Origin of the sequence: Acinetobacter lactucae, from assembly GCF_001605885.1 — a bacterium.
Classification (GTDB): domain Bacteria; phylum Pseudomonadota; class Gammaproteobacteria; order Pseudomonadales; family Moraxellaceae; genus Acinetobacter; species Acinetobacter lactucae.
In genome coordinates, this window is the sequence record NZ_LRPE01000025.1 from 1 (window position 1) to 18,752 (window position 18,752).

Below are 18,752 nucleotides of genomic sequence, written 5' to 3' on the forward strand. Positions count from 1 at the left end.
GAATGTTAAATTAAGTATAATGAAATAAGTAGATTATTAAAATTAATTATGAAATCATATTTAAATTTACTCACTAAAACACTATATGATGGGATAAAATATATATAAATTTAATATTTTTAAAAATAATAATATTAAAAATTATATAGGTAAGTAATTGATGTTTATAAGTATAATTTGAAATTTTTATGTTTTTATTGTGATATGTGTCACAATAAAACCTTATTTTTTCAATTGAAATATTTCTTTAGATTTGTGGCTTTAATAAATCTATACTATAAAATCAATGTGTTTTTAAACTTAAGCGTGTGATAATTTGAGATATGAAAGATTGGCAATGTAAGTATTGTAATGGTTACATTATGGTTAATCATTCAAAGATCAGCGTAGGAGAAAAAGTTTACTTTTTGGTATATAAATTTGATGCAAAGAATGAACGGAAAAAATTATATAAAAAGGGAATTGTAGTTGCTCGCTACGATAATATACTTCACATTGAGTCACGTAAAAAAACTTATAAAATCGAACAAGCTAAGGTCTATCCTCTAGGAGCACCAATGCCTTTTGTTTACAACATGTTTTGGATTTGTGGGTGTCCATGTACTCTACAAAATTAATTTCTTAACTTTAAATATCAGCAATCCATTTTATAGATTTAAATGAGTTAATAATTTCATCCAATTTAACTGCTCAGGTTTTATATAAAACCGATAAGTTCAGTAAATGTTTTTTGCAGTTAAAGCGATTGGATAATTTATTTGACAAAATCAATAAGCTCTCTTATAAACCTCGAGTAAAGTTGAGGTCAATCATGATAAGTGAAAATAAAAAAGCTGACCCTAGTCGAGTTTTGACTGTGGGTGAAGTTGCAAAAAGGAGTGGGGTTCCTATCTCGACTCTACATTTTTATGAGGCGAAAGGTCTGATCAAAAGTATAAGAACCAATGGTAATCAGCGCCGCTTTCCATTAATCGTTTTAAGATATATTGCGATTATTAAAGTTGCTCAAAGAGTTGGAATTTCTTTAGATGAAATTAAAGCAGCACTTAGCGCCTATCCTATGGGAAGCAAATTAACAGCCAAGCAATGGAAAGAATTATCAAGCCATTGGCGAAAAGATCTGGATGAGCGTATTCAAAAATTAACTAGACTACGTGATGAAATGGACTGGTGTATTGGCTGTGGTTGCTTGTCACTCGAGCAATGTCCTTTAAGAAATCCTGATGACGTATTAGCGAAAGAAGGAGCTGGACCACGAATTTTAGAGAGACCTTAATTACAATATTTAATAATTTTTTTAGGACAGAATATTTTAAATTCCAATCAATTAAAGAGCAGTTAATAGAATTCTAAGAGAGTTTTTTATTGTAAAGAAGTCACATGAAACATGAATTTTTTTGATATCTTTAGTTTTTTATTAAGAAGCAAAAATTTATGAAAAAAATTATCTTTCTTGGTTTAGCGCTCGTTTCGTTAACGGCTTGTTCATCTGTACAACATAAAGATTCAACTCCACCAAAAATTGGTTCACCAAACCCCGCTAGTCAATATTGTGTTGAACAAGGCGGGAAATTAGAAATTAGAAATGAAGCAAATGGGCAGGTTGGGTATTGTCACTTACCAAATGGCCAAGTCGTCGAAGAATGGAAATTATTCCGTGATAACCAAGCGAACTGTGTAGCAGAAGAAGCTCAAAAATTGGTAGGTCAATCTGGCCTGACTGATGATCAAATTAAGCAAAAAACTAAATCTGAAATTGTGCGTAAAGTAGCTCCAGGTCAACCTATGACTATGGACTATCGTACAAACCGAGTTACAGTGACTATTGATCCTGCTTCTAAGAAAATTACTCAGGCAACCTGTGGTTAATTTGTATAATTAAGTTTGCTAAATTAAATCGTGAAATAAAAGTCTGCTGAAATGCAGGCTTTTTTATTAAGTAATAAAAAAAAGCCTCTAGCGGACTAGAGGCAGAAAAACTCCAGATGCAAGAACAGGTGAATTATGCATCTGAGTTAAGTAGGTTGTATCAAACCATGTAAAGCACTTTACCAGTAAAAATGAATAAAAATAGAGAGGTGCGACTAATGGCTAATGTTCTGTGGTTGTTTTTTAATCGGCTTAAATGAGTAAATTGGACTGTAATTTATAACAGTCCATATATATGATGGATTTTTTAACCTCTCGATTAATTTTTGATTTGTGTAGAAAATTTTCATTTTTTTGGTCTTTAGCTGTTACTCAAAGTTTATTTTTTAGTGAGAACGATAACGCATAAAAAAATTAAGATTAAACCTAAATAACTACTCAATGTTAGGCTTTCACCTACTAATAGCACTGCTAATAAAGTGGCTACTGGAATTTCAACGAGTGCTAAAGTCATGGCCTGACTCGCAGGAATACGTTTTAATCCAAAGCTAAAAAATAGATAACCTAAAAACATAGGTACGATCGGAATATAAAGTGCTACCCAAAGATTTGTTGGATAATCAAATAGGTGAGTTGCTGTAATAAATAATGTAGGTAATAAAAGAACGGCCGAGATACCAAAAATCACGCCCATCGCAGCTCTTGAGTCGACACCTTCATGAATTAAATTTTTCATAATCCATGAATATGTTGCATAACTCAGGCTAGAAAGTAAGCCAAAAAATACGCCTAAAAGACGTTCTGACTGAATCCCTTGATGTTGATGACTATGTTCGCCTGAATAGGAGAGTAAGACAACTCCTAAAAAACCTAAGATAAAACTAATGAGCCATTTTAAAGAGAGTTTACGTTTATCTAATAACCATTCGAGCATGACCGAAAACAAAGGGGCACAGCCAATTGAAATGACGGTACCAATGGAAACACCAGCCAACGAGACAGATGAATAAAATGCGAAAGGGCACAGAATAGAGACAATTACAGCAATAAAAACTTTCGTTTTATAGTCAAAAAGCTTTCGGTAATCTTTCTTAATTGCTTTTAAACTTAAAAATGTATGAATTAACCCTCCGAAACCTACAGATATAGTGGCAATCACTACTGGACTAATACCTTTTGCAAAAGACGCAGCAGTACCTGCAGTACCCCATAAAAATGCCGCAAATAGTACAGATAAGAAACCCGTATAATAAGTTAGGGAAAATTTTGTTTCTGTTGGCACGTTCATATGGAGTGACTCAAACTTTAAAAGTTTTATGCAGCACAATTTCTACAAGATAAGAATGATTAATCTTGTAAAGAATAAGTTAGCTGAATGGGTAGGAACTTTTTGATGACTGTCCGTCTCAAGGAAACAGTATATGCAAATCACAGAATTTTGCTGAAGAATTTATCATTTAATTTAATGGAAAAATCTACTATTTGAAAAATAGTAAATTCAGTATTGATTGTGTTGTTTTTAGGCAGTGAGCCATTTATTTTCAGTGCCTTATAGACGGCTTAATGATAATTTTAGAACTATCCGAAAGGACACAATAATGACGAACATACGAATAATAATGAATCGAAGGTAGGACCAAGTGTTTATTAGTGTATTTGATCTTTTTAAAATAGGCATCGGCCCATCTAGCTCCCATACAGTTGGACCAATGCGAGCGGCATACAGTTTTGTGGATGATTTATTGAAGCAAAACAATTTACAAGCAACGGTAAGAGTTCAGGCGAAGTTATACGGTTCGCTGTCGGCAACCGGTGTCGGTCATGCGACAGACAAGGCAGTACTGTTAGGCTTAATGGGCTTTGACCCTGAACATATTGATACTCAAGTAAGCATAAGCTTGATTGAAGATGTACTTGAAAATAAAGCTATCCAGCTTAATCAGCAAAAGACTATTTCTTTTGATTATAAGCATGATGTGCTTTTTTTAGATGAATCTTTGCCTTATCACCCCAACGCAATGGAACTGATTGCGTATAACGGGGCTCAAGAAATTTTATATGCAGAAACTTACTATTCGGTTGGTGGTGGCTTTATTGTCAGTGAAAGACAATTAACACACACCGAAACTGAAACCAACGACGTTAAAGTTCCATATCCATTTCACAGTGCGGCTGAACTTTTAAGCTTATGTAGAACTCATCATTTATCAGTGAGTGAGTTAATGCTTGAAAACGAAAAAAGCTGGCGTAGTGAAAGTGAGATTCGCAGTAAAATTATGGAAATCTGGAAAGTGATGCAGCAATGTATTCACAACGGATTAATTAATGAAGGCATATTACCGGGCGGATTAAACGTAAAACGTCGGGCTAAAAAAATTCACGATAAGTTATTAAATAAGAAAAACTCTAACCTGATTGTGACAACTTTTCATGCCATGGAGTGGGTTAATTTATTTGCCTTGGCGGTCAATGAAGAAAATGCTGCTGGCGGTCGAGTCGTAACAGCCCCTACAAATGGTGCGGCAGGGATTATTCCGGCAGTTTTATATTACTACGTGACTTTCTCTAAAGACTTTTCCGAAGACAAAGTGGTTCGCTTTTTTCTAAGTGCGGCAGCCGTCGGCATTTTATGTAAACTCAATGCTTCTATTTCTGGTGCAGAAGTGGGATGTCAGGGCGAAGTCGGCTCAGCATGTGCGATGGCTTCGGCAGGTTTAGCCGAGATTTTAGGAGCATCACCTGAGCAAGTGGAGCATGCAGCTGAAATTGGCCTTGAACATAATTTGGGTTTAACGTGTGACCCGATTGGTGGTTTGGTTCAGGTGCCTTGCATTGAACGAAATGCAATTGCAGCCGTAAAAGCGATTAATGCAGCACAAATGGCACTTCATGATGACGATGAACATTTTGTCACGCTAGATAAAGTGATTCAGACCATGAAGGAAACAGGCAAAGATATGTCTGAAAAATATAAAGAGACGTCAAAAGGTGGCCTCGCTGTTAACGCAATTGAGTGCTAAAAAAATGAGATGGGGACGAGGTGACCCCATCTCATTTTAAACATTAAGCCTCGCGAGCAACTAAGGTTAAAATATCGTAAGTTGCGACAAGTTCCCCACGTTGGTTCTTGACTTTAATATCCCACACGACAACGCCATGTGCAGGTTGAGATGGGTCTTTTTGTGGTTTAGGCGTTTTTTGTTTACAGGTGAGTTCAACCTGAATCGAGTCACCAATTTTAACGGGTTCAACAAAACGTAAGTTGTCCATACCGTAGTTTGCAATCACAGGACCTTGTGCTGCATCTACAAATAGACCTGCTGCAGCAGATACAATGAAGTAGCCGTGTGCCACACGCTCACCAAAGAAAGACTCGGCCGCTGCGATTTTGTCGGTATGTGCGTAGAAGTAGTCACCGCTTAAACACGCGAAATTGACAATATCTGCTTCAGTTACTGTACGACGCGCCGTTAATAAACGTTCACCAATCACTAACTCATCAAAAGACTTTTTAAATGGATGTACGCGGTCTTCGTTAACTTTCGAACCAGCAGTCCATGAGTGGGTAATTTGAGTCAGGCTATTTGGAGAACCCTGAATTGCAGTGCGCTGCATGTAGTGTTTAACGGCGCGAATACCACCTAACTCTTCACCGCCACCTGCACGACCAGGACCGCCATGCACAAGATGCGGAAGTGGTGAACCATGTCCTGTACTTTCTTTTGCAGACTCTGAATCGAGTACATGCACACGGCCATGCCAAGGTGCAATTTTTTGAATAATTTGTTCAATATTCTCATCGTTATTTTTAACGACTGAAGCCACTAAGCTACCTTCACCACGTGAAACAAGATCGCTAAGCTCTTCAATGCTTTGATATGGCATGAGTGTACATACCGGACCGAAAGCTTCTGTAGTATGAACATTCGTCGCTTGTAAAGGTTGTTCGCAGAGCAATAAAGTTGGAGCGAAAAAAGCACCTTTTTCAGGATGATCTGTATTAAACCTAAAGGTCTCGTTGCCACCAAAAACAATTTTTGCATCTTTGCTAAGCTCGGCAACTTTTTCTGCAACGTCATGTTTTTGTTTAACACTCGCCAAAGCGCCCATGGTGGTTTCTTCTTTTTGAGGGTCACCCACCACAACTTTAGCAAGTTTGGCGGTTAGCTTCTCTTGTACAGTCGTTAACAAGTTTTCAGGAACGAAAGCACGACGAATGGCAGTACATTTTTGCCCTGCTTTTGTCGTCATTTCACGGAAGACTTCACGCACAAATAAATCTACAGTTTCTTCATTTGCTTCAGGGCTTAAAATTGCGCTGTTTACCGAGTCGGCTTCCATGCTAAATGGAATCGAATATTTATTGAGGTGAGGGTGGTTACGTAGTTTTTGACCTGTGTAGGCAGAACCTGTAAACGTAACGCAGTCTTGTGGGCCTAACTGTTCTAACAGGTCATAAGTCTGACCGCAAATGAGTTGTAGCGAACCTTTTGGTAATACATGTGCTTCTTCAATGGCTTTTACAACAGCTTGAGTTAATTGAGAGCCATCGGTTGCAGGTTTAACAATACATGGCACACCTGCAAGTAGCGTCGGTGCAATCTTTTCAAGCATTCCCCAAATTGGGAAGTTAAAAGCGTTAATGTGAACGGCAACACCTGCTTTAGGGCTTAAAATGTGTTTAGCGCCGAAAGTCCCATTTTTAGATAATTGAATCCAGCTGTCTTCGGTAATAATTTTTTCGTCATTGAGTTCACGGCGAACCAGACTTGAATAAGCAAATAATGTCTGGATGCCACCTTCAATATCAATCCATGCATCTTTACGAGTTGCACCTGTTGCATAAGCAAGCTTATAGAACTCTTCCTTACGTTCCAGTAAATATTGGGCAATTTGTTTTAATGCATTAGCGCGTTGATGAAACGTCCAGTTAGCCAATTCTGAACCATTTTGTTTGGCATATTGAACAACACGTTTCATATCAATGCCATGACTACTTACGGCATAAATCGGTTCACCTGTAATGGCATGATAAACAGGACGTAGTTCTTCGCCCGTCGAATGCCATGTTCCATAGACGTAAGAAGCAAGGTGAGGCAGTTGATGCTCAGACTGCTGAAAATCTGTGTCAGTTGAGGTTCCTTCTAGGTGTGCTTGTTCAAGCATGACCAAACTCCTTTTTTATGTGATACATCAATTATAAAAATTGCAAAAATATGATTCATAATTTCAGATTAATTTGTCAAAAAGTCAACTTTATTTTGATTTGTAAAAGTAAAAAGGTTTTTTACAATTGATTTAAATTTAATAATTTCAAATATTTAATTTTGAATTATTGGTTGTATTTAATTTGATACTAAAAAATTGATTGACTTTGTTTTTAGTGTATCGAAAAATAGATTTAAGGGTGATACCTACAGGGAATGAAAGAATGGAAAACAATTACCAGAAATTTGAACAAAATATTGCCAATGAAATTACGATCGAGGCGAAGGATCAAATGCCCGATGCCTATCGCAAAACATTGATTCGTCAAATCGGGCAACATGGACATTCTGAAATTGTAGGTATGTTGCCTGAAGGGAATTGGATTACTCGTGCGCCAACTTTAAAACGTAAAGCAGTTTTATTGGCGAAGGTACAAGATGAAGCGGGTCATGGTTTGTATTTGTACAGCGCAGCAGAAACTTTAGGCGCTGACCGTGATGACATGATGGAAAAATTGATTGATGGGAAAATGAAATACTCATCAATCTTTAACTATCCAACTTTGACTTGGGCAGATGTCGCTGCAATTGGCTGGCTTGTCGATGGGGCAGCCATTGTGAACCAAGTTGCGCTTTGCCGTACCTCTTACGGACCATATGCACGTGCAATGGTACGTATCTGTAAAGAAGAAAGTTTCCACCAACGCCAAGGTTTTGAAGCCATGATGGCTTTGGCAAACGGTACACCAGAACAAAAGCAGATGGCACAAGATGCAGTAAATCGCTACTGGTGGCCAGCACTCATGATGTTTGGCCCAAGTGATGAGCATTCTCCAAACAGCGCACAAAGCATGGCGTGGAAAATCAAACGTTTTAGTAATGATGAATTACGTCAGAAGTTCGTTGATAACACCGTGCCACAAGTGTTGCAGCTTGGCTTGGAAGTGCCGGACCCAGATTTAAAACTGAATGAAGAAACAGGCCACTATGAGTTTGGCGAGATCGACTGGCACGAATTTAATGAAGTAATTGCCGGACGTGGACCATGTAATCACGAGCGTATCGAAGCTCGCCGTAAAGCATGGGAAAACGGCAAATGGGTTCGTGATGCAGCAGTGGTCTACGCGAAAAAGCAGCAGCTTGAAGCAAACAAAGTGGCTTAACAAGATTTATGGAAAAATTTGAGGAAATCAAAATGGAAGATAAAAACAACTGGTCGCTCTACGAAGTATTTGTACGTAGTAAACAAGGCTTAAGCCACCGTCATGTAGGTAGCTTAAGAGCACCTGATGATGAAATCGCACTGCAACATGCGCGTGATGTTTATACGCGCCGTAACGAAGGAATTAGCATTTGGGTGGTTCGTTCTGAACTGATTAAATCTTCACAGCCAGATGAAAAAGCTGAATTTTTCGAACCTTCTCTAGACAAGGTTTATCGTCATCCGACTTTTTACCATATCCCAGATGGCATTGAGCACATGTAAGGGAGATGACACATGAATCAGTCAGTTTTATCTAAATTCTTATTACATATTGGCGACAGTCAACTGGTTTTATCGCAGCGTTTGGCTGAATGGTGCGGGCATGCACCTGAGCTTGAAATTGATATTGCTTTAGCAAATATCGGTTTGGACTTGTTGGGTCAAGCAAGAAACTTTCTGACTTTGGCGGGTCAATATGACGAGGCTAAACGTGATGAAGATCAGCTTGCGTATTTCCGTACAGAACGTGAGTTTTTAAACCTATTGTTGTGTGAACAACCCAATGGTGATTTTGCTCAAACGATTGTACGCCAGTGGTTGATGGATCATTACCATCTTCATTTATTTATGGCTTTAGCGCAAAGCTCAGTTCCTGAAGTAAGCGCACTTGCCGTGAAATCTTTAAAAGAAGTGAAGTATCACATCCGTTTTTCGACAAGCTGGATGGAACGTTTAAGTTTAAGCACAGATGAAGCGCATCAACGTGTACAAAACGGATTAAATAATTTATGGCGTTTTACCGCTGAGTTATTTGAACTGAGTGCAGACGAACAAGCATTAGTTGCACAAGGCGTGATTCCAGATTTTTCAAATGAAAAAGAACAATGGAACCAAACCATTGCAGATGAGCTTAAACGTTTTGAATTAAATGTTGCTTTGAACGGTGCTTATCGCCGTGGAGCGAAACAAGGATTGCATACCGAGCATTTAGGTTATTTGTTGGCTGAAATGCAAAGTATTCAAAGAACTTATCCGGGCATGACCTGGTAAGACAAGGAGTGAGCCATGCAAATGATTCGTCATTGCATCGACCAATGTTGGGATGTTCTACAAACGGTCAGTGACCCTGAAATTCCGGTTTTATCGGTTGTCGATTTAGGCATGATTCGCGGTGTAGAGATTAACGATCAACAAGAAATTATTGTTCGTCTAACTCCGACATATAGCGGTTGCCCAGCAACAGATATGCTCAAAGCACAAATTGTTGAGGCATTTACCGCAGAAGCTTTGACACCGGTCAAAGTTATGGTCGATTTGTCAGAAGCATGGACCACGGACTGGATGTCTGAAGCGGGTAAAAAGAAACTACAAGTCTATGGCATTGCACCACCTGAAGGGTTGGCGCATCAGTGTGGGACCCATGTTCATTTAAATGATGGTGTCGAGTGTCCGCGTTGTAAAAGCCGACATACCCGACTGTTAACAGAGTTTAGTTCTACTGCCTGTAAAGCACTTTATAAATGTCAGGACTGTCTTGAGCCTTTTGATTACTTCAAATGTATTTAAGTCTTTAGATAAGGAAATCAGCCATGAGCCAATTTGTACCATTAAAAGTAAAAAGTATTTCGCCGCAAACCGATCAGGCAATTTGTATTGCATTTGACGTTGTACCTGAACAACAAGAACAATTTCAATTTCAACCGGGTCAACACTTAACCATTCGCCATTTAACTGAAGCTGGTGAAATCCGCCGTTGTTATTCAATTTGTAGCTATGCAGGCAAAGAAGACATCAGCATTGCGGTTAAAAAAATTGATCAGGGTCAATTTTCAAACTGGGCAAATGACCATTTGAAAGTGGGTGATGTGCTTGAAGTGATGCCACCACAAGGCGTGTTTTTTCAAAAAGCAGCCAAGATCGGCGGACAAAACTATTTAGGTGTTGCTGCGGGCAGTGGTATTACCCCAATTTTATCGATTGTTAAGCAAGTTTTGTTTGAACAACCCGAAGCTAAATTTACGTTGCTCTATGGCAATCGCTCATGGAAACAAACCATGTTTGCCGAGCAAATTATGGATTTGAAAGATCAGTTTAAAGAACGCTTTCAACTCATCAATATCTTTTCTCGTGAGTTCAACGACAGCGAACTCATGAATGGTCGTATTGATGAAGAAAAGCTAAAACAACTTTTTGATTTTGATGTGCTTGAAACGAGTTTTGACCATGTGTTCGCCTGTGGTCCAGACGAAATGATGAATGCTGTAGAAAGCACCTTGCCGAACTTTGGCATTGCAAAAGAGCGAATTCACACCGAACGTTTCCATACGGGACAAGCGCGTAAACGTAGTGTTGAAGCGGATGCAAACCGTAAAGAAGAAAAGGTCAACATTATTTTAGATGGTCGTGAGCTGATTGTTTCTGTGGCTCAAGACGATGAAAGTATTCTTGATGCGGCTTTACGCGCAGGTGCTGACTTACCGTATGCCTGTAAAGGTGGGGTGTGTGCGACCTGTCGTTGTAAGGTGCTTTCTGGCGAAGTCGACATGTTCCTTAACTACAGTCTTGAAGAAGATGAAGTTGAAAGGGGCTATGTGCTGAGCTGCCAGACCTTACCAAAAGGCTCAAATGTTCGCTTGAGTTTTGATGAATAGAGGCCGCCATGCAAGAGTTGATCAAAGCCAGCACAGCAACTGACGGTGTTTTGTTATTAACCCTAAACCGTCCGGAAAAAAGAAATGCCTTAAACAATGCAACATTGCAATGTTTGTGTGAGTTGCTCGAAGAAGCTGAACATAATGCTCAAGTCAAAGCGGTGGTTTTAACCGGTAACGCTCAATGTTTTGCAGCTGGAGCAGATCTTAGTGAGCTGGCTGCAATGGACGCCGTGTCTTTGCAACTCGATATTCGCCCGAAGCTTTGGCAAAAAATTGATGCGTTTAGTAAGCCGCTGATCACCGCAGTGAATGGCTATGCCTTAGGCGCTGGGTTTGAGCTGGTTTTGCATTCGGATATGGTCGTTTGTGGTGAGAATGCCCGTTTTGCTTTACCTGAAATTACTTTAGGTATGTTGCCGGGTGCAGGCGGAACACAGCGTTTAGCGCGCTTGGTAGGGCAACAGCTCACCATGCGCTGGGCCATGACAGGTGAGATGATTTCGGCAAAACAGGCAGAGCAACACGGCATTTGCAGTCAAGTGGTGCCGACTGAATTAACCGTTGAATATGCGGTTCAACTTGCAGTCAAAATTGCGAAACAAGCGCCTTTAGCGATTCGCGTAATTAAACAATCAATTAAAAGTATTCATGAAACAACGTTAAGTCAGGGACTCAAGTTTGAACGTCAAAACTTTGTCTGGCTGGCGGCTACAAAAGATCGAAACGAAGGGATTAATGCTTTCTTTGAGAAAAGAAAGCCAGTGTTTAGAGGTGAGTGATGGACTATCAAAATATTATTGCTGAAGAAAAAAATGGTGTTGGCTACCTAACATTTAACCGCCCAAAAGCACTGAATAGCTTTAACGTTGATATGCACCGTGAAGTGGCTGAGGTTTTAAATCTGTGGACTAAAAATCCAGATGTTCGCTGTGTTGTGATTAGTGGCGAAGGTCGCGGCTTTTGTGCAGGGCAAGATTTAGGCGATCGTGTAGTTGACCCAAATGCTGAAGCTCCAGATTTAGGATATTCCATTGAAACTTACTATAACCCGCTGATTAAAACGATTGTAAATATGCCAAAGCCTGTGATTTGTGCCGTAAATGGCGTGGCAGCAGGTGCAGGGGCAAATATTGCACTGGCATGTGATTTGGTGATTGCAGCCAAATCGGCAAACTTTGTACAAGCCTTTTGTCGCTTAGGTTTGGTTCCAGATTCTGCTGGTACATGGTTTTTACCACGTGCCGTGGGCCATGCGCGTGCGATGGGTTTAACTTTGTTAGGTGACAAGCTACCAGCAGAAACCGCAAAAGAATGGGGCATGATTTGGGATGTGGTTGAAGACGCTGAGCTTAAAACAAAGGTGACTGAACTTGCGGAACGTTTAGCGAAACAGCCTACTTTTGGTCTATCTCTCATTAAAAAAGCCATTCATCAATCAAGCAATAACACCTTTGATGAGCAAGTGCTGTTAGAGCGAGATTTTCAACGTATTGCGGGTCGTTCAGAAGATTATCGTGAAGGTGTACAAGCCTTTATGAATAAACGTGAACCAAATTTTAAAGGGCGCTAAGCATGACAGATTTAGACTTATCTCGTGCCCGAATTGCCGTCATTGGGTCTGGCACCATGGGCATCGGCATTGCTCAGTTAGCCATCGTTAATGGGCACTCGACCGTTTTATATGATCTAGATGCTCAAAAAGCGCAACAAGCCGCTCACGGCTTAGAGCAGACATTTAAAAAGTTGGTTGAAAAGAGCAAGCTTACACAACAGCAAGCTGATGAAGCCTTAGCGCGTTTAACGGTGGTGAATCAAGTTGAAGCCTTACGTGATGCTGACTTGGTGATTGAAGCGGTTGTTGAGAAAAAAGAAGTTAAACAGTCTTTATTTAAGCAACTTGCTGAAATTTGTAGTGCGCAAACCATTTTTGCAAGTAACACATCTTCAATTTCAGTAACTGCAATTTCGGCAGGCATTGCTCACCCTGAACGCGTGGTCGGTTTACACTTTTTTAACCCTGCGCCAGTTATGAAACTGGTTGAAATTGTGCAAGGCTTAAAAACCCCAAACAGCTTATGTTTGGCTTTAAAAAACTTGATGCTCAGCTGGAAAAAAATTCCGGTACTCACCAAGTCGACTCCCGGTTTTATTGTTAACCGAATTGCACGTCCGTTTTATGCAGAAGGCTTTAGAGCACTGCAAGAACAAGTCACCAGCTACGACCAACTAGACTATGCTTTAAAGCAATGTGGCGGTTTTGCGATGGGGCCGTGTGAACTCACAGACCTCATTGGGCAAGATATTAACTTTTCGGTGACACAAAGCGTTTATCAAGAGTTCTTTTACGAGCCACGCTACCGCCCAAGCCTGATTCAAAAAGAATTGGTCGATGCAGGTGCTTGGGGGCGTAAGTCAAAACAGGGTTTCTATAGTTATAACGAAAAAAATCAGTACGAGACTTTTCAACCTCAAGCTGTGACTGTCAAACCAATTGATGCCCATATTCAGCTCAAAGGGACTTGGTCTCAGCTACCTGCTTTTTTAACGCGTTTAGGCTTAAAAAGCGGATCTGCAAGTGATGACAATATCCTTCAGATCGATGATATCGACTTGCGTTTAAGCCAAGGTGAGTCAGCCAATATTCATTACCTAAGCCGTAAAGTGGTTTTAATGGATTGGCATCATGATTTTGCGCAGGCAGAGGCTTTAGTACTCAGTCATAACGAACTTTGTGAAGCAAGTGACCTCGTTAAAGTTGAAGCTTACTTTGCGCAGTTTGATATTAGCGTGATGTGGATTAAAGACCATCCGGCACTGTTAACCTTACGCACCATCGCTTTACTCATTAACGAAGCCTGTGAAGCAAGTTTACATGGTGTTGCGAGTCTGGAAGATATTGATAATGCTATGAAATATGGAGTGAATTATCCTAAAGGTCCTTACCAGTGGTTGACACAAATGGGCGGCGCTTATGTGCTCCAAACCTTAAATAACTTATATGCACTGTATGGAGAGGAAAAATATCGCGCGAGTATCTACCTCAAGCAATATGTAGCGAAAACTCAAAACATTGCTACTCAATATTCACGTGATATGACCGAATTTGCATAATCAGGAGTCAACATGGAAGACGTTTTAATTTGCGATTTTATTCGTACCCCAATTGGACGATATGCAGGTGCCCTAAGTGCTGTACGCGCAGATGATTTAGCTGCATTGCCCATCAAATATTTAAAAGATAAACACCCGAACTTACCGTGGAATACAGTAGACGAAGTGTTTTTAGGATGTGCCAACCAAGCAGGTGAAGACAACCGTAACGTTGCACGTATGGCGACACTCTTGGCAGGCTTACCTGATACAGTACCGGCCATGACCGTCAATCGCCTGTGTGCTTCTGGTTTAGATGCGGTAGGCCTTGCGGCACGCTCAATTAAGGCAGGTGAAGCGCAGTTTGTGTTGGCAGGCGGTGTGGAGTCAATGAGCCGCGCGCCATTTGTACAAGCTAAACCAACCGAAGCGTTTAGCCGTACACCTGAAATTTATGACACCACTATTGGCTGGCGCTTTGTAAATAAGCAAATAAAAGCGCAATACGGCACTGACAGCATGCCGGAAACTGCCGAAAATGTAGCTGAAAAATATCAAATTAGTCGTGAAGACCAAGATGCTTTTGCATTGCGTAGCCAACAAAAAACGGCTGCGGCACAACAAAACGGTTTCTTTAACGATGAGATTTTACCTGTCGAGATTGTAGATCGTAAGAAAAACGTGAACGTTGTGAATCGCGATGAACATCCGCGCGAAACGACACTTGAAGCACTCGCAAAACTAAAAGCGCCATTTAAAAAAGAAGGTGGTTCGGTGACTGCTGGAAATGCCTCTGGTGTAAATGATGGTGCTGCGTGTGTATTAATTACCAACCGTGAATTTGCAGATACCCATGGTCTAAAACCTTTAGCACGCGTAATTGGTATTGCAAGTGCAGGTGTTGAACCCAAATATATGGGTATAGGTCCTGTTCCTGCTGTGCAGAAAATTTTAAAGCAAACAGGTTTAACGCTAGATCAGATGGATGTGATTGAGCTGAATGAAGCATTCGCAGCCCAATCTTTAGCTTGTATGCGTGAACTTGGTTTAAAAGATGACGATGAACGCGTGAACCCAAATGGTGGTGCGATTGCGTTAGGCCATCCGCTCGGTATGAGCGGTACACGTTTGGTGATTACCGCAACACGTGAGCTAAAAAAACGAGGTGGACGCTATGCACTGTGCACGATGTGTGTGGGTGTTGGACAAGGCGTTGCACTGATTTTGGAAAATTTAAATTAATTCAGACGGTTTTTAAAATTACATAATGAGGAGAGAGGCGATGGACAGCCTTACAACGGATAATGTTGAACAATTAACACTTGCAGAGCTTAGAGAGCTGCAAACTAAACGGTTAAAACAAACCCTGACTTTTGTATATGAAAATAGTCCGGTCTATAAGAAAAAGTTCGATGAAGCAGGCGTACATCCTGATGACTTCGTCACTTTAGACGATCTGGCAAAGTTTCCATTTACCACCAAACAGGATTTAAGAGACAACTATCCGTTTGGTATGTTTGCCGTACCGCAAGAGCAGATTGTGCGTTTACATGCATCATCAGGCACAACAGGTAAACCGACCGTGGTGGGTTATACCCAAAAAGATATTAATACTTGGTCGGACATTGTTGCGCGTTGCTTACGCATGGCGGGTTTAACTGCGAAAGACATGGTTCAGGTGGCTTATGGCTATGGACTGTTTACAGGCGGTCTAGGCGCGCATTATGGCGCTGAGCGCTTAGGTGCAACGGTTATTCCAATGTCTGGCGGCCAAACTGAAAAGCAAGTTCAGCTTATTCAAGACTTTAAACCGACTGCAATTATGGTTACGCCATCCTATTGCGTGAGCATTATTGAAAAGCTCGAGCAACAATTTGGTACTGCACGTAATACGTCTTTAAAAGTCGGTATTTTTGGTGCCGAGCCGTGGACCAACGAACTGCGCCGTGAAATTGAAGAACGCCTCAATATTAAAGCACTCGATATTTATGGTTTATCTGAGGTGATGGGGCCGGGCGTTGCGATGCAGTGCTTAGGTGAAGGCGAGGGATTAACCATTTGGGAAGATCATTTCTATCCGGAAATTATTAACCCTGAAACAGGTGAAGTCTGTAAAGATGGTGAACTTGGCGAGTTAGTCTTTACCACCATTACCAAAGAAGGCTTACCGATTATTCGTTACCGTACCCGCGATTTGACCCGTTTACTACCAGGTGAAAATCTGGCAATGCGTAAGATGGATAAAATTGTGGGCCGTAGCGACGACATGCTGATTATTCGCGGCGTGAACGTTTTCCCAACTCAAATTGAAGAGCAAATTTTGCAAGTTCCGCATTTAGTTCCAAATTATGAAATTTTGGTGACTAAAAAAGGACATATGGATACTTTGCATATTCGTACAGAGATGTGTCATAACTGTACTATACAGGCCAATCAACTTGCTCAGGAGTTGATGAAACGCATTAAAACCATGATTGGGATTAGCGTTACTGTCGAAGTTGTGACAGAAGCGACCTTACCTCGTTCGGAAGGTAAGGCAAAGCGGGTAATCGATATGCGTCAGATTGCTTAACATCAAGATCATTCAGGGTATAGAATCTATACCCTGAAACTAAACGCCAAGACATGAGTATGAGTGCAAAAATACAGCAAATAATTGATTCTGTTGTAAAGAATGAAACCTTAAGTGGAACTTCGCTTATTTCGACAATTTTTGGAGATTCAGTACTTCATCGGGGTGGAAACATTAGTCTTGCAAGCCTGATTCAGTTATTAGAGCTGTTTGGTTTTAATGACCGTGCTGTAAGAACTTCTGTTTTTCGTTTAGTTAAAAATGATTGGTTATGTTCAGACAAAATCGGCAGAACCAGTTTTTATCGAATTACCGATTCGAGTCGTTCGACCTATTTGCAAGCCGAACAACGCATTTATAACGACCAGATGAAAGAGTGGGATCATTATTGGGATCTTATTCTAATGTCTAGCCTCGACACTGAAAATAAAGCGTTGCTAAAGAAAGAACTCGAATGGTTAGGGTTTGCCAATATTTCAACCAACTTAATGGCTTATCCGGGTTGTAACCGTATTGAACTGCAACGCTTGTTGGTTGACTTAAATATGAGTGAGCAAGTGGTGGTGTTTAAAGCCGAAACCTTGCAACTCTTTAATAATTCGGTCGATACCATTGGCCGTATGCTCAGAACCAACTGGCCAATCGATGAATTACGCCAAAGATATCTACAGTTTCTCGATATTTTTAGAGAAATTGGTGTGTTGCTGATGCAGGAAAACGAACAACTCGAACCTGTTCAGGCCTTTCAAATTCGAACTTTGCTGATTCATTATTATCGACGGATTTTGTTGAAAGACCCAGCACTACCGCTTGAGTTGTTGCCAACTGACTGGCCTGCGATTAGTGCACGAACGTTATCAATGAATATTTATAAAAAAGTATTTGAACCTGCCGATGAATACTTCTTGTCTGTTGCCGCAACAGCAGAAGGACCAATGCCAAATGCCACAGCACACTATTGGCGCCGTTTCGGAGGTTTGGTGGCGACAAATGAGAGGTTAAATCATGCCTTGTTATAGTATTGACGGTGTTATTCCCGTCGTTAGCCCAGACGCTTTTGTACACCCAACCGCAGTTTTAATTGGTGATGTGATTATTGAAGCGGGTGTATATGTAGGGCCATTTGCTTCATTGCGTGCCGATTTTGGTCGTATTCATATTAAGCAAAATGCCAATATACAAGATAACTGCACCGTACATGGTTTTCCGCAAAGCGTGACGTTAGTTGAAGAAATGGGGCACATTGGGCATGGCACAACTTTACATGGCTGCCGCATTGGAAAAAATGTGTTGGTCGGCATGAACAGCGTAATTTTGGACTATGCCGAAATTGGTGAAAACACCATTATTGGTGCAAATAGTTTAGTCAAAACCAAAGATATTATTCCGGCAAATGTACTGGCAATGGGTAGTCCTACCAAGGTGGCACGTGATTTATCAGAACAAGAAAAAAAGTGGAAAACTAGAGGCACGCAAGAATACATTGAGCTTGCACAGCGATGCTTAAACTCAATGCAAGAAGTTCAGCCTTTAAGCTCAGAGTTGGATGACCGCCTGACCTATAAGGACTTTAGTTCCTCAAACTATCAGATTAAACAAGATAGCGTTTAACGGCTTTTAATCAGTCGATTTCAATACATAGAGATTCATAACACTTAAGGAATACTCGCATGAGTAGGGAGACGTTTGTGCAAAATATGGAAACTACTGCGGTTGATCAATTCGCAGAGCTATTGGGTGTACAAGTGTTGCATCGCAGTTTTGATGAGGCGCGTTGTCAGCTTAATGTAAAAGACGAACACATGAATGCATTGGGCGGTGTGCATGGTGGGGTCATATTTTCTTTAGCCGATATTGCTTTTGCGATGGCTTGTAATGCAGGGGATGCGCCATATACAGGCCTACAGGCGGATATTCGTTATATGAGCGGTGCAAAAGATAGGGTCTTATTTGCAACGGCAACCAAGGTCGGCAGTAGTAAAAAATTCGCGCATTACGAAGTGGTGATAACAGACGGTTTGAATAATAGAGTCGCTTTATTTACATCTACCTGTTATAGGCTTGCGCCGTGATAGGTGGTTGGTTTTGAAAAAAAGCCCTTGCTTTTGTAGGGGCTTTTTAACAATACGAATAAATGAAAATAGGCTCAATCTAAT

General features: G+C 40.6%; 19 protein-coding genes. 17 read left to right on the forward strand and 2 right to left on the reverse strand.

From position 1 onward, the window contains the following. Window positions 1–323: 323 nt before the first annotated feature. The 3 genes from AWW73_RS11010 to AWW73_RS11020 all read left to right on the forward strand — a co-directional run bounded on the left by AWW73_RS11010 (window position 324) and on the right by AWW73_RS11020 (window position 1,869). Window positions 324–617 (forward strand): hypothetical protein, encoded by a 294-nt coding sequence (locus AWW73_RS11010; RefSeq protein WP_016141447.1) that lies wholly within the window; start codon window positions 324–326, stop codon window positions 615–617. 194 nt (window positions 618–811) lie between these two features. Beyond that, window positions 812–1,276, forward strand: coding sequence for a redox-sensitive transcriptional activator SoxR (gene soxR / locus AWW73_RS11015; RefSeq protein ID WP_062849647.1), 465 nt, complete (start codon window positions 812–814; stop codon window positions 1,274–1,276). A 158-nt stretch (window positions 1,277–1,434) separates the two neighbouring features. Beyond that, complete coding sequence (locus AWW73_RS11020) at window positions 1,435–1,869, forward strand: I78 family peptidase inhibitor (protein WP_031947948.1); 435 nt, start codon at window positions 1,435–1,437, stop codon at window positions 1,867–1,869. A gap of 379 nt (window positions 1,870–2,248) precedes the next feature. Here AWW73_RS11020 and AWW73_RS11025 read toward each other — a convergent pair whose 3' ends face one another. After that, window positions 2,249–3,157: a DMT family transporter gene (locus tag AWW73_RS11025; RefSeq protein ID WP_062849648.1), complete on the reverse strand. Its 909-nt coding sequence runs from the start codon at window positions 3,155–3,157 to the stop codon at window positions 2,249–2,251. A 352-nt stretch (window positions 3,158–3,509) separates the two neighbouring features. On the opposite strand from AWW73_RS11025, the gene AWW73_RS11030 reads away from it, so the two are divergent. Then, on the forward strand, window positions 3,510–4,889 hold the full coding sequence (locus AWW73_RS11030) for an L-serine ammonia-lyase (protein WP_062849649.1): 1,380 nt from the start codon (window positions 3,510–3,512) through the stop codon (window positions 4,887–4,889). 43 nt (window positions 4,890–4,932) lie between these two features. Here AWW73_RS11030 and paaZ read toward each other — a convergent pair whose 3' ends face one another. Continuing rightward, window positions 4,933–7,035 (reverse strand): phenylacetic acid degradation bifunctional protein PaaZ, encoded by a 2,103-nt coding sequence (gene paaZ / locus AWW73_RS11035; RefSeq protein ID WP_062849650.1) that lies wholly within the window; start codon window positions 7,033–7,035, stop codon window positions 4,933–4,935. Between the two features lie 265 nt (window positions 7,036–7,300). On the opposite strand from paaZ, the gene paaA reads away from it, so the two are divergent. From paaA to AWW73_RS11100, 13 genes are all read left to right on the forward strand, one after another. Beyond that, the gene (gene paaA / locus AWW73_RS11040; RefSeq protein WP_016141440.1) at window positions 7,301–8,239 is read left to right on the forward strand and encodes a 1,2-phenylacetyl-CoA epoxidase subunit PaaA; all 939 of its coding nucleotides are present in this window, start codon (window positions 7,301–7,303) and stop codon (window positions 8,237–8,239) included. 32 nt (window positions 8,240–8,271) lie between these two features. Further along, a complete protein-coding gene (gene paaB / locus AWW73_RS11045) occupies window positions 8,272–8,562 on the forward strand; it encodes a 1,2-phenylacetyl-CoA epoxidase subunit PaaB (RefSeq protein ID WP_062849651.1) in 291 nt (96 codons plus the stop codon). Between the two features lie 12 nt (window positions 8,563–8,574). Next, window positions 8,575–9,330 (forward strand): 1,2-phenylacetyl-CoA epoxidase subunit PaaC, encoded by a 756-nt coding sequence (gene paaC / locus AWW73_RS11050; protein ID WP_062849652.1) that lies wholly within the window; start codon window positions 8,575–8,577, stop codon window positions 9,328–9,330. Window positions 9,331–9,345: 15 nt separating this feature from the next. Then, window positions 9,346–9,846 (forward strand): 1,2-phenylacetyl-CoA epoxidase subunit PaaD, encoded by a 501-nt coding sequence (gene paaD, locus AWW73_RS11055; protein WP_001177938.1) that lies wholly within the window; start codon window positions 9,346–9,348, stop codon window positions 9,844–9,846. Between the two features lie 23 nt (window positions 9,847–9,869). Then, window positions 9,870–10,931 (forward strand): 1,2-phenylacetyl-CoA epoxidase subunit PaaE, encoded by a 1,062-nt coding sequence (paaE, locus tag AWW73_RS11060; protein WP_062849653.1) that lies wholly within the window; start codon window positions 9,870–9,872, stop codon window positions 10,929–10,931. Window positions 10,932–10,939: 8 nt separating this feature from the next. Beyond that, window positions 10,940–11,713 (forward strand): enoyl-CoA hydratase-related protein, encoded by a 774-nt coding sequence (locus AWW73_RS11065; protein WP_062849654.1) that lies wholly within the window; start codon window positions 10,940–10,942, stop codon window positions 11,711–11,713. Further along, window positions 11,713–12,504, forward strand: coding sequence for a 2-(1,2-epoxy-1,2-dihydrophenyl)acetyl-CoA isomerase PaaG (paaG, locus tag AWW73_RS11070; protein ID WP_062849655.1), 792 nt, complete (start codon window positions 11,713–11,715; stop codon window positions 12,502–12,504). The genes AWW73_RS11065 and paaG overlap by 1 nt, the downstream gene beginning before the upstream one ends. Window positions 12,505–12,506: 2 nt before the next feature. Beyond that, complete coding sequence (locus AWW73_RS11075; protein WP_062849656.1) at window positions 12,507–14,045, forward strand: 3-hydroxyacyl-CoA dehydrogenase; 1,539 nt, start codon at window positions 12,507–12,509, stop codon at window positions 14,043–14,045. Between the two features lie 12 nt (window positions 14,046–14,057). Further along, window positions 14,058–15,266, forward strand: a complete 1,209-nt coding sequence (gene pcaF, locus AWW73_RS11080; protein WP_057106468.1) for a 3-oxoadipyl-CoA thiolase — start codon at window positions 14,058–14,060, stop codon at window positions 15,264–15,266. Window positions 15,267–15,306: 40 nt separating this feature from the next. After that, window positions 15,307–16,596 carry a phenylacetate--CoA ligase PaaK gene (gene paaK, locus AWW73_RS11085; protein ID WP_000377865.1) on the forward strand — a complete coding sequence of 430 codons (1,290 nt, stop codon included), beginning with the start codon at window positions 15,307–15,309 and terminating at the stop codon, window positions 16,594–16,596. A 53-nt stretch (window positions 16,597–16,649) separates the two neighbouring features. Next, window positions 16,650–17,615 (forward strand): phenylacetic acid degradation operon negative regulatory protein PaaX, encoded by a 966-nt coding sequence (gene paaX / locus AWW73_RS11090; RefSeq protein WP_000062822.1) that lies wholly within the window; start codon window positions 16,650–16,652, stop codon window positions 17,613–17,615. Further along, the gene (locus tag AWW73_RS11095) at window positions 17,602–18,207 is read left to right on the forward strand and encodes a DapH/DapD/GlmU-related protein (RefSeq protein ID WP_062849657.1); all 606 of its coding nucleotides are present in this window, start codon (window positions 17,602–17,604) and stop codon (window positions 18,205–18,207) included. The genes paaX and AWW73_RS11095 overlap by 14 nt, the downstream gene beginning before the upstream one ends. A gap of 77 nt (window positions 18,208–18,284) precedes the next feature. After that, window positions 18,285–18,668, forward strand: coding sequence for a PaaI family thioesterase (locus AWW73_RS11100; protein ID WP_002133131.1), 384 nt, complete (start codon window positions 18,285–18,287; stop codon window positions 18,666–18,668). Window positions 18,669–18,752: the final 84 nt, after the last annotated feature.